This is a genomic window from Pseudomonas sp. NCIMB 10586, from assembly GCF_023127895.1.
Lineage (GTDB): Bacteria > Pseudomonadota > Gammaproteobacteria > Pseudomonadales > Pseudomonadaceae > Aquipseudomonas > Aquipseudomonas synxantha_A.
The window spans coordinates 232,457-243,585 of the sequence record NZ_SPKQ01000053.1 but is presented as its reverse complement, the minus strand read 5'-3'; the positions used below and the strand labels follow the sequence as shown (position 1 = coordinate 243,585).

Below are 11,129 nucleotides of genomic sequence, written 5' to 3'. Positions count from 1 at the left end.
AAGCGTTACGCAATGAGCTTGAAAGGTGTCTAGAAAATCCGGGGCGATTCAGGATATGAGCCAGCTGTCACGGTTTTATACATCGCTGAGTCGCAAGCTTGGGGTGCATGTGAGCCCGCATCGTTTCAGGCATACAATTGCTACCGATTTGATGAAGCAGCCCAAGAGTAATCTTCATATCGTTAAGGATTTGCTAGGACATCGAAGCATTGCCACTACCTTGAAATACGTACACGTCGACGTTGACCAGGTAAGGCATGCATTGGAGATGATGCGGTAGCTGACTCCTACCGTCTCCTTTTCCTACAGCCCAATGAATTACCCTGCTTTGACAAGCTAATCCAACGCGACTAACTTTCATGGCGTGATGCGTTCATGCGCTCGCGCTACACAGCGTTTCTATGTCTCCACCACGTTTTTCGTGGCACCGGTGTGACTAACAGCTAGCAAATGACTGTTAATCATTGGGTCCCTGGTTCGAGTCCAGGTCGTGGAGCCAGATAGAGAAAAGCCTGCAGAGATGCAGGCTTTTTTTTTGCTTTGCGCCCAGCATGGGGCGCAATCTTGTGGGTAAAAGTTCCACCGTAAGCTGATCACAGCGAACGAAGTGAAGCGCAACTGCATGAGGGCGACCGAATGTGGGGAGCAAGCGTGAATCTAAACCGCGAACAGCGGGGGGCGTGGGTCAAGTCATTGCTACAGGGAGCTGACGCGCCGGTTAACCCGCCATACGAAGGTAGCTCCCAATCATTAGCTATCTGCCAACCATGAACGAAAACAATACGTACGCGCCTCAACTAGCGGCTTCTTTACCACTGACAGACTCGGCAGCCACATTGACGACCGGCTTGCCACGCAGCAGACGGCCATTGATTAAGGCGTACGCCATCAGACCAATCAGCAGCCCCCAGAACGCCCCGCCAATCCCGAACAACGTGATATTGGCCGCACTTGCCAGAAAGGTAATCAGCGAGGCTTCACGGGTTTTGGCGTCGGCCATCGCATTGGCCAGGCTGCCGCCAATGGTGCCCAGCAGGGCGAGCCCGGCCAGCGCCGTGATGAAAGCTGGCGGGAAGGCCATGAACACCGCTGCCAGGGTCACGCCGAATATCCCTACAAGGATGTAAAAGAAGCCCGCTGCAATGCCGGCGATCCAGCGTTTGGAGGGCTCTTCGTGGGCTTCCTTGCCGGTGCAGATGGCGGCGGTAATCGCGGCGATATTGAATGCGTGGGAACCAAAGGGCGCCATAAGCAAGGAGCCCAACCCGGTAAGGGTCACGATTGGATTGGCACTGGTGCTGAACCCGTCATTGCGCAACACCAGCATCCCAGGCATGTACTGGCCGGTCAGCGTGATCAGAAACAGCGGCAGCGCGATACTGAGCAAAGCGTTGAGCGAGAACTCTGGCCGGGTGAACACAGGTGCCGCGAGTTGCAGTGTCAGCCCAGACATATCCAGACGTCCCTGAAGCAGCAGCGCAACCACTCCCACTACCAGGATGCCCACTACTGCGTACCGTGCGGTAAAGCGTTTGAGCAGGATATATACGGTAATCAGCAAGCCGACCAGCATGGGATCAAGGCTTATGCCGCCAAACGCGCCGATGCCAAACTGCAGCAGGATACCGGCCAGCAGCCCCGCCGCCACACCCGGCGGTATCAGGCGGATGACTTTTTCGAAGTAGCCCGACAACCCCAGCAGCACAAAGGCGGCGGCCGAGATCATGTATGCGCCCACCGCTTCGGCATAAGGCGCGCTTGCCAGGGCGATCACCAGAAATGCCGCCGCCGGTGTTGACCAGGCGGTGATGATCGGTTCGCGAGAAACCCAACTGAGGAACAACCCGGTAACGCCCACACCAATCGATACGGACCACACCCATGAAGCGGTCAACTCCGGGCTTAACCCGGCGACTCTGGCCGCCTGGAACACCAGAATGAAGGTGCCGCCATAGTTGACGATGACCGAGATCAAACCGGCGAGAATCGGATGAAGCAGATCGCCGAGGCGAACAGATGACATGGATGTTGATGAAGACATGGCTTTACGTTGCTCCCTGCAAATGGCGATGAGCAGAGTCTACGGATAAACTGGCCTGCCTTTTCCGGCCAATTTATTCGCATAGGGCAGACCGCATGGCGAAAACCTTCGAGCTCGACACCTTGAAGATAAGGATCAATGACGCCGAGTTTCAGAAGCTGGACCTGCATCAGCGGATTCAGCGGGCCCTGCGTGCACTTATCCTTGAGGGCACCCTTGGGTCTGGCCTGAAATTACCGGCGACGCGGGTCCTGGCCAAGTCGCTTGGCGTGGCCCGCGACACGGTCGAGAACGCTTATGGGCAACTGCATCGTGATGGTTTCATCGTGCGACGTGAGGGGGCGGGAAGCTATGTCTGCGAAACGGTCGGCGCCCAATTGCACGGTGCTGCACGTCGCCGTATCAAGGCGCAAGCCACCCGACCCAGTGAGGTGACGCCAGGAGTGGGCTTGAGTCAGCGCGGCATGATGATTTTCAACAGTGGTGGCGTTAACGATCAACAGACGGTTAAGGCCTTTGCTACAGGGCTGCCGGAAACCCGTACCTTCCCCACTGATGTATGGGAGCGCCTGCAACGCCACGTCATGAAGGACTATCGCAGTAACGTTCTTCTGCATGGCGACCCGCAAGGCGCTGAGCCTCTGCGCAAGGCCATCGCCACCTACTTGAACCTTGAACGCGGAGCCAAATGCTCTGCCGACCAGATTCTGGTGTTGAGCAGTACGCGCCAAGCCCTGTTCCTGTGCGCCCAATTGCTGGTGGATGCGGGTAAACCGATCTTGTTGGAAAACCCCGGCTACTACGGCGCCAGAAAGGCCTTTGAAACGGCCGAGACCAAGGTCGTGCCCATAGATGTCGATGGCCAAGGCATACGCACGGACTTGCTGCGAGCAGACCGCAGCGGCGCCGATTGCGTCTATGTCACCCCCTCGCATCAATACCCCACCGGAGCGACGTTGCCCCTGGAACGTCGGCTTGAGTTGATCAACTGGGCAGCCGAGCACGGCAAGTGGGTCATCGAGGACGACTACGACAGCGAGTTCCACTACGACGGGCTACCGACCGCCTGCGTGCAGGGCCTGGATAAATATCGGCGCACGATCTACCTCGGCACGTTCAGCAAAACGCTCTATCCGGGGTTGCGGATGGGCTATATGGTGCTGCCTGTCGAACTGGTCAAAGCCTTCACCTATGCGCGCAGCATGATGGACGGCCATACGCCGCAGGTCCTTCAATTGACCCTGGCGCGATTCATGGAGGACGGTCACTACAACGCCCATGTTCGGGCCATGCGCAAACTCTACGCCAGCCGCCGTGCGGTCATGCTCAATGCTATCAGCCAGCATCTGAACGGTATTGCGACGGCCTTGACCACCCAAGGTGGATTGCAGATTCCCTGCCTGCTGGCCGAGGGCTGGTCGGAAGAAAAGACCATCCGCCAAGCTGCCAGTGCGGGCGTGCAACTGCCCGGCCTCAGCCGGCTATACGCCGGCGAACAAAAGAAGCAAGGTTGGCTGTTAGGGTATTCGTCCTTGAGCGCATGTGAAATTGAATCCGCCATGCTGCGTCTGGCCAATGCGCTGAGCAATAAATAGGGCGCGCAAATGCATGGTGCGACAGGCATGAGTCCTGTCTAATCCCGCGCCTGGCCGGCCTCTGTCGATTCACCTTCATCGGCTCTATAACAACTGTCACCGCTGCGCCTGCCATCCGGGTAGACAATAAAGCCCCCGCGACCTTCGGGGCAGGCGTGCAGATACACCGGCGCCAGCTCTCGTTGCTTATCGACGTGGGCATTCAAGCGAGCAATATAGATACCCACCGAAACCGACACGCCAACAATCAGCACCACGCACGCGACCAACTGGGCGGCATAACTGGCGCCGATGTCGTCAGGACGCGCTGGCGACATAACTCGATCCCGTGCGCTCGGCATTCTGGCCAATCGGAAACCAGCCGCTGCCGCCCATGCGCCCCCGCTGAGCGTCCGGCGGCAGGAAACCCACCAGCAGGGCGAGGAAAATCAAGGCTAGCAGGGCACCTTTGATCATCGAAGACAGGTTCATGGCGAGGGCGAGCTCTGGATAAGAGAAGCCTTAGCTTAAGCAGCAGTGGGTTAACGTCAGGTAAACGTCAGCAGAAAGCAGCTCGAGTTCCGTTATCCTGCAAACCTCTGCGCACTCCCTGTTCGAGGTTTTCCCCGTGCATATCCACTTGCTGCTGGTCGAGGACAACCTTGATCTGGCCACCACCGTCATCGAGTATCTGGAGATCAGCGGCATTGTCTGCGACCACGTCAGTAATGGTCAGACCGGGCTTAACCTGGCGCTCAATCAGCATTACGACGTCATCCTCCTGGACATCATGCTGCCGCGACTGAACGGCCAGCAGGTATGCGACCGGTTGCGCCAGCAGGGCATCCAGACGCCGATCCTGATGTTGACCTCGCTGGACGCGTTATCCGACAAGCTCGCCAGTTTCGCTGCCGGAGCCGACGACTACCTGGTCAAGCCGTTCGAGCTGGCCGAGCTGGTCGCCAGGATTCGCGCCCTGAGCCTGCGCCGCAGCGGCCAGACCAGTCGCCTGCAAGTGGATGACCTGGTAATGGAGCTGACCACCCGCAAGGTCAGCCGCGCAGGGCAGGAGCTGCATTTGTCGCCCATCTGCTGGACCTTGTTGGAAAACCTGATGCGCGCAAGCCCACAGCCGGTCTCTCGAGAACGTCTGGAAGCGAAGATCTGGGGCGACGAGCCACCCGACACTGATACGCTCAAGGTGCATATGCATCGGTTGCGCAAGGCTGTGGACAAGCCTTTTGGCCGGCCGTTGATCCATACCCTGGCGGGTGTCGGCATTCAGGTAAAACCCCATGCGTAACGGCCTGAGTCTGAAGTGGGTAATCAGCGGCAGTTTCCTGTGCTTGATTGCTGTGGTGCTGGTGATCTACAGCAAGCTGCTGCCTGAATTTACCGTGCGCGGCCTGTTCTATACCGCCAGCGCGATGATGGAGGAGGAAGCCCAATATTTTCTCCGGCACTACAAACAGGACCCGACCACGCCGACGCCGCACAATTACTTCTATACCAGCGTCATCGGCAAGCAGGCATTGCCGCAGGACGTGCGTGAGTTGCTCGATACCCCACCGAGCCTGTCCTTCGGTGCGGTGAATATCTTCGGCGATCTCTATTCCGATGACGACGACGAGCCTTTCCAGATCATCCTCGAACAGCCCCTGGGTGACGGCAAAACCCTCTACATGTACGACATCGATCACGATAAGGAAGCCGGGGGTGAGGTCGAGACGCCGTTGTCTGACGCCTATTTCGATCAGGTCATAGAGAGTGTCAAGTTCATCAGCCTGGCGGTATTCGTGCCGGCGCTGATCATCATCGCCTTGCTGGTCTGGTGGCTGGTTCGGCCGCTGGGGCGTCTGGTGCAATGGTCCGGCACACTCAAAGATCCTGATGCCCTGGCCAGCACACGGCCGGGTTTCAGTTTCAAGGAGTTCAATATGCTGGCCGATGCCCTGGCCAAAAGTGTTGAGCAGGTGCAGGCCGCCAGCCAGCGTGAAGGCCGCCTGTTGCGCTACACCAGCCATGAACTGCGCACGCCACTGGCGGTGCTCAAGGCCAATATCGAATTGTTGGCCCTGCAATCGGGCGGTGTGCTGCCGCCTTCCTTGCAACGTATAGAACGCTCTGTGATGAACATGCAGCTGATTGCCGAGACATTGCTGTGGATGAGCCGCGAGCGTTCCGAATCGCTGCCCGAGCAAGACGTTAATCTGAGCGAGGTAGTCGGCGAACTGATTGAGAAGCACCGCTACCTGATCGGTAATCGGGATATCAAGCTAAGCATCGACATCCACACCGAACCTTGCCGACTGCCCCCTACGGCGTGTCGTATCGTGATCGGCAACTTCCTGCGCAATGCGCTGCAATACGCAGAAGAGGGCACGGTAGACATCCGTTTCAAATACCCACGGCTGATGATTGCTAATCACGTCCGCGAGGCCAAGCCGCGACAGGAGTCCGACGATTTTGGGTATGGGCTAGGGTTGCAGTTGATGCGGCAATTGTGCGCAAAGCTGGGCTGGCAGATTGAAGTGATCCGTGAGCAACAGAGGTTTACGGTCGTTCTTGATTTTACGAGCGTGCGGGCTGTCGAGTCAGAACATTAAAGGCAGATAGCGCTTCACAATAGCGACGGCTGGTTGGGGAGCGGTTTTTATACCCGCGCCTCAGCATCGCAGCCCACGATTCCCACGCGCCAGTGCATAACCACTGACACGCAAGAAGGGCGAGGGCGTTACAACGTCTGCACAATGACCTGGCTTTTCAAATCGTTGACCATGTCTTCAATCGCCGGCTGCATGGCCGCAAAATCTTCCGGGGTGCAGAGAATCTCTGGCTTGCTAAACACATATTGGCGCGTGATCAGCACCGTATTGGCCTTCTTCACATAGGTCGAGCGATAGTCGAAGCCTGCCTGTTTCACCGACACAGCCTTGGGCACCGCGAGGATCTTCACCTTGGCCGGGAACTCCAGGCGCGCTACCTCTGTGATCTCACTTGAGAGGCAAGTGAAGGCCTGAGTACGTTCCTTTTCGACGATCAAGGAAAACACGCTCTGGCCAATACCGCCGGCCAGGCTGGAGAGGGTAGGCACTCCGGTCGGGCCAGGCAGGTTCACCAGGTTGCTGGTGTGGCCTTTAATCGCGAATTTGAAGGTATTGGCAGTGCCGTCCAAGGCGTCAGTTTCGATCAACCCGCTGCCGGATTGCCCATACATGCTCAGAATCTGCTGCACCAACTGATTACGGTCGGCCGGCTGCATGGCCTTGAGCATGAAGCGGTTAAACTCCGCGCCCCAACCGTCGATGGTGGAGTCATTGGTAAAGTCTGCAGCGCCTTTGGCGTTGACCTTGAACGCGATGGTTGTGTTCACTTTGCCAGGCTGGCCGGACGGCGTTTGTGTACGTTCACCGGTCTGTGTCAGCAACACCGGTTTGCCGAGTTCGGGCAGAGGCAGGTAGCCAGCGGCGATGGGCGTTGCGGTGGAGTCCAGGTACAGATCGAGGCTGGGTACATAAGTGATCACATGGTTGAGCACGCCCAGGGTCGGTACCTTGGGCAGTACGTAGGCGTTGTCGGCGTTGATCAGGGCGGGCGAGCTTTCAATGGCGACGGCTTTGAGCAGCGCTTCAAGCAGGGCCACATGGTCCTTGCAGTCGCCATAGCGGTTATCCAGCACCGCTTGCGCAGAATGCGGTACTACGCCGCCGGCACCGACGTACACGGCCACATAGCGAATGTTCTTGCGTACCCAATCACTCAGCACCAGGGCCTTGCTGCGTGGGCTGTCGAGGTTGGCGGTGAGTTCCTTGGCCAGTTGGGTCATGGCCGGGGTCACTTCTACCTGTGCGCGTGCGGCGTAGGCTTGGGCAAACTGTTTGTAGTCGGTGAACGTCGATACGGCCAGCAGTTGCCCGTAGTCGGTGTAGGCAACGGAGCCTTCTTCCACGCGGTTCTTCTTGGTTTGTTCCAAGTCCCAGCGGTACACCGTTCGCCCGTTGGCGTTGGCTGGCGTGGACGCCTTGAAACCCCGTGAGTCGGCGTACAGCTTCATTTCGGCGGGCATGTCGTAGCTCAGGCGCACCTGTTCATTCTGGTAGAAATCCGGCGAGAAAAGGTCCTCGAACTGCCCTGGAAACAACGGCGTATTGCGATGGCGCTGGTACCGCAGCACCATCCGATCGCCCACTTGCAGCTCCGGGAAGATCACCACCTTGACCCGCGAGTCCTGGAACATCGGCGCCTGGGCAGACTCAAGCTCCTGCTGCTCCTTGATCCGGTCGGGTGTTACCACGACTTTGCGGCCATCGGGTTTGAGGGTGTAGGCCTCGACGATATCCAGGGTTTCGAGGGTGCGATTGTAGGTGACCGAGCGCTGGGCGTTGGAGGTGATCGCGCGCTCTTCATTGATCCGCATAACCCGTTCGACATCCAGTACAAAGCTGCCGTCGGCATTCACGACGTAGGACTGAATATTTTTTTCGTGGGTCAGGGAAAGGTCGGTGTAATCGGCACGGGCTTGCGTCGTCAACAGCGCGCAGACCATGACTGCCAGCACACTGAACAGGCGTAACGCAGAGAACGGGAGGCTTTGCATAGAGATCCTTCTGAGCTAGGGGCGCGCCGTTTCACCGGGGCGTATGTTCCTGAATATGCCGATGGACAGGACTCGCAAGCGCTTCGCCTACTCAATTGGCTGACGTTCAGGGGTTATGAAGATTTTTTCAGGTTTCTCTCGCACGCTATGGGGGCCGAGATTTTCCTTTGAGTAAGACGTTTTCGAATGATTTTATTTAGCCCTGATTAATCAAAAAGTTAAACGCCTCGATTATGGTCATGGAGCGCAGGCGTGTTTTTTTGACGGGTCGATGATTTTTTTCCATTCGTTTTATTCCAAACAGGTCTTTTACCGAAAAATCAGGCCCATGCTTTATTGGTCCAAGCGGGCGGCGGCCTTGGGCAATGCGGTCTTCTAAGCGGCAATCAAGCAACCATTGTTTGAGTTAGCGGTGCCTTCAAAAGGATCAACCCATGGCATTCACCACTCTGATACTCGACGCGCCCGGTCCGCCGCTGCTCTATGAGGAAATCGATCGATTCCTTGAACTGGGCTTGGCGGTCGTCCTTAACCTGTATTACTTCACCGATAAACACAGCATCCAGCAGCACTACGGCGCACGCATCGGGTATGCCGATATCAACGGCCACGACGAGCGGGGTTTTATCGCAGCGGTGGATCAGGCTGGGGGTTACAGCGTGTTCAAGACGCGCTTGAACATCCCGCTGGGCGGCGAACTGATTCGCGCCGCCAGCTCACCCGGGTTGCCCACACCGCTGCGCGCCATCGCCCAGGCCGGGACCGGTCTCAACCATATCGACCGACAGGCGTGCGAGCAGGCGGGAGTGACGGTTCTGCATACGCCGGGTTCCAACGCGACTGCTGTCGCTGAATACGTGTTGGCCCAGGCGTTGTTTCTGTCTCGGGATCTGGACCACTACAACGCGCAAACCCACCAAGGCCACTGGTCAAAAGGCACCTTGGCGCCTGCTGCTGAATACGCCGAACTCACCCTCGGGCTGGTGGGCACCGGCAGCATTGCCCAGCAGGTGGCGTGCAAAGCCAGCGCCTTGGGGATGAAGGTGATTGCCACCGGGTCCGAGCGCTTTACCGAGCAGGAGGCGCGCCGCCTCGGGCTGCAACGCAGGCAAACCCTGGAACAGTTGCTGGATGAGGCCAATATCGTTTCGATCCATGTGCCGTTCACCCCGCAGACTCGCGGCTTATTCGGCAGCGCCGAGTTCAAGCGGATGCGCCAGGGTTCGATACTGATCAATACCGCTCGCGGTGGCATCGTCGACGAGCAGCAACTGGCCGCCTTCATGATCCGGTTTCCCCGGCATATCAAGGCGGTCGCCATTGACACCTTCGCCCTGGAAAAAGACCGTTTCAGCTCGCCGTTGGCGGGCATTGCCGGTGCGCAATTGACGCCGCATATCGCCGGCAATACCTCCACCGCAATCCGCACCGCTTCGCAGCGCATCGTCGACCACATCCACGCGTTCAGTCACGCCTTGCAGATGCCGTGTCGCTGATACCGCCTGTGCCGGCTGAGGGGCTAAGCGAGCTTCACATTCATGGTGATGTGGGCAGTGAAGACCTTGACGCCGCCCGCATCGAAGATCTCTACCGGCACGATCTTGTCGCCCGCGGTCTGCCAATCGATAGCGCTGCCATCGGCGACGGCGCGGATATCGGTTTTCGCCTTGGCCAGGTATTCCACGCTCATGCCCTTGGGAATCCAGCGTGCGCCAGCGGGGATCGACGCATCGGTCATCATGCCGCCGGCCAGTTCGGCGGCGTTGCACAGCGCAATGGCATGCACCGAAGCCAGGTGGTTGGTGATTTCCTTGCGAAACGGCACGGTGACCACTGCATGGTTGGGCTTGAGTTCCGCGATCTCGGGAGTGATGGTGCTGAAGTAGGGTGCCATCTGGCACGCCAGGTTGCTGAATGCGGCAGGACCTACGCTATTGAACATGCTCAGTGCTTGGCTCATACGAATATCCTCAAGGTTTAATTGCGGAATAATATTCCGTAACAGAACAATATTCTGTAGATTCCATGCCTGTCAACCCGAGCTTTCTCTGGCGGTCGCTCAGCCTATAAACTGTTTTGATTTGGCGTTCCCCCCATGCACTCCATCGATCTCATCGAGCGCACCTTCCCCGGCAGGCGCAGCGACCTCAAGCGCACCATCCTGCGTGAGGCGTTGGCCTGTTTTAACGAGGCAGGCATCGAGGCGACCAACATCGAGACCATCCGTGCGCGCTGCGACACCAGCGTGGGCGCTATCTATCACCACTTCGGCAACAAGGAAGGGCTGGTCGCCGCGCTGTTCTTTGCTGCGCTGGAAGACCAGGCCAGCCTGCGTGACCACTACCTGCAAGCGGCGGATACGGCCCACGCCGGTGTGGTCGGCCTGGTGTACAGCTACGTTGAATGGGTCACCGCCCAGCCGGACTGGGCGCGGTTTGTTTTCCAAAGCCGTTTTGCCGTGTCCAACGGCCCGTTCAAGGACGAGTTGATTGCGCGCAACAAGCAGCGCAACCAGCAGTTGAAGGAGTGGATGGGCGGGGAAGGGCGCAAGGAACACTTCAGCCATTTGCCCGCAGAACTTATCCCTTCGTTGATCATTGGCGCGGCGGAAAGCTACTCCCGTGCGTGGCTGTCGGCGAAGGTCAAAAAGAGCCCCTTTGAGTACCGTGAGCTGCTGGCTGAAGCGGCGTGGAGCTCGATCAGCCAGCGTTAGTCATTCCTCCTCATCCCCCTGTGGGAGCTGTCGAGCTTTGGCGAGGCTGCGATAGCGATGGTTCAGGCTATGAAGGGTTGACTGTGCCGCCGCCTTCGCAGCCTCGCTGGGGCTCGACAGCTCCCACATTTGGGCGGTGTTGTTGTCGGGAGTTGTGTTTGGCGCAATGGCCTTGCCAATCGAGATCAACCCAGCACCGCTAAT

At 58.1% G+C, this 11,129-nt stretch carries 12 protein-coding genes; 6 read left to right on the top strand and 6 right to left on the bottom strand.

Features of this window, described 5'->3' with window-relative positions:
• Nucleotides 1-55 precede the first annotated feature (55 nt).
• On the top strand, nucleotides 56-280 hold the full coding sequence (locus E4P01_RS28200) for a tyrosine-type recombinase/integrase (RefSeq protein WP_216092182.1): 225 nt from the start codon (nucleotides 56-58) through the stop codon (nucleotides 278-280).
• Between the two features lie 513 nt (nucleotides 281-793).
• On the opposite strand, the gene E4P01_RS28195 is transcribed toward E4P01_RS28200, so the two are convergent.
• Nucleotides 794-2,041, bottom strand: a complete 1,248-nt coding sequence (locus E4P01_RS28195) for a benzoate/H(+) symporter BenE family transporter (protein WP_216091854.1) — start codon at nucleotides 2,039-2,041, stop codon at nucleotides 794-796.
• A 95-nt stretch (nucleotides 2,042-2,136) separates the two neighbouring features.
• On the opposite strand from E4P01_RS28195, the gene E4P01_RS28190 reads away from it, so the two are divergent.
• Nucleotides 2,137-3,636, top strand: a complete 1,500-nt coding sequence (locus E4P01_RS28190; protein WP_078821903.1) for a PLP-dependent aminotransferase family protein — start codon at nucleotides 2,137-2,139, stop codon at nucleotides 3,634-3,636.
• Between the two features lie 38 nt (nucleotides 3,637-3,674).
• Here E4P01_RS28190 and E4P01_RS28185 read toward each other — a convergent pair whose 3' ends face one another.
• Both E4P01_RS28185 and E4P01_RS28180 read right to left on the bottom strand, forming a co-directional pair.
• Nucleotides 3,675-3,953, bottom strand: coding sequence for a hypothetical protein (locus E4P01_RS28185; protein ID WP_032880171.1), 279 nt, complete (start codon nucleotides 3,951-3,953; stop codon nucleotides 3,675-3,677).
• The gene (locus tag E4P01_RS28180) at nucleotides 3,934-4,107 is read right to left on the bottom strand and encodes a hypothetical protein (RefSeq protein WP_164365968.1); all 174 of its coding nucleotides are present in this window, start codon (nucleotides 4,105-4,107) and stop codon (nucleotides 3,934-3,936) included. The genes E4P01_RS28185 and E4P01_RS28180 overlap by 20 nt, the downstream gene beginning before the upstream one ends.
• Before the next feature lie 136 nt (nucleotides 4,108-4,243).
• On the opposite strand from E4P01_RS28180, the gene E4P01_RS28175 reads away from it, so the two are divergent.
• Both E4P01_RS28175 and E4P01_RS28170 read left to right on the top strand, forming a co-directional pair.
• Nucleotides 4,244-4,918, top strand: coding sequence for a response regulator transcription factor (locus E4P01_RS28175; protein WP_078821902.1), 675 nt, complete (start codon nucleotides 4,244-4,246; stop codon nucleotides 4,916-4,918).
• Nucleotides 4,911-6,221, top strand: coding sequence for a HAMP domain-containing sensor histidine kinase (locus E4P01_RS28170; RefSeq protein ID WP_078821901.1), 1,311 nt, complete (start codon nucleotides 4,911-4,913; stop codon nucleotides 6,219-6,221). The genes E4P01_RS28175 and E4P01_RS28170 overlap by 8 nt, the downstream gene beginning before the upstream one ends.
• A 128-nt stretch (nucleotides 6,222-6,349) precedes the next feature.
• Here the strand turns inward: E4P01_RS28170 and E4P01_RS28165 are convergent, their stop codons facing one another.
• Nucleotides 6,350-8,212, bottom strand: coding sequence for a DUF3857 and transglutaminase domain-containing protein (locus tag E4P01_RS28165; protein ID WP_216091853.1), 1,863 nt, complete (start codon nucleotides 8,210-8,212; stop codon nucleotides 6,350-6,352).
• Nucleotides 8,213-8,646: 434 nt separating this feature from the next.
• On the opposite strand from E4P01_RS28165, the gene E4P01_RS28160 reads away from it, so the two are divergent.
• Nucleotides 8,647-9,708 carry an NAD(P)-dependent oxidoreductase gene (locus E4P01_RS28160; protein ID WP_216091852.1) on the top strand — a complete coding sequence of 354 codons (1,062 nt, stop codon included), beginning with the start codon at nucleotides 8,647-8,649 and terminating at the stop codon, nucleotides 9,706-9,708.
• Between the two features lie 23 nt (nucleotides 9,709-9,731).
• Here E4P01_RS28160 and E4P01_RS28155 read toward each other — a convergent pair whose 3' ends face one another.
• Complete coding sequence (locus tag E4P01_RS28155) at nucleotides 9,732-10,172, bottom strand: hotdog fold domain-containing protein (protein WP_005789870.1); 441 nt, start codon at nucleotides 10,170-10,172, stop codon at nucleotides 9,732-9,734.
• Between the two features lie 135 nt (nucleotides 10,173-10,307).
• Here E4P01_RS28155 and E4P01_RS28150 point away from each other — a divergent pair, with 135 nt between their 5' ends.
• Nucleotides 10,308-10,925, top strand: coding sequence for a TetR/AcrR family transcriptional regulator (locus tag E4P01_RS28150; RefSeq protein ID WP_005789869.1), 618 nt, complete (start codon nucleotides 10,308-10,310; stop codon nucleotides 10,923-10,925).
• Here E4P01_RS28150 and E4P01_RS28145 read toward each other — a convergent pair.
• On the bottom strand, nucleotides 10,926-11,129 hold a 204-nt coding region (locus tag E4P01_RS28145; protein ID WP_248130199.1), incomplete at its 5' end, for a hypothetical protein.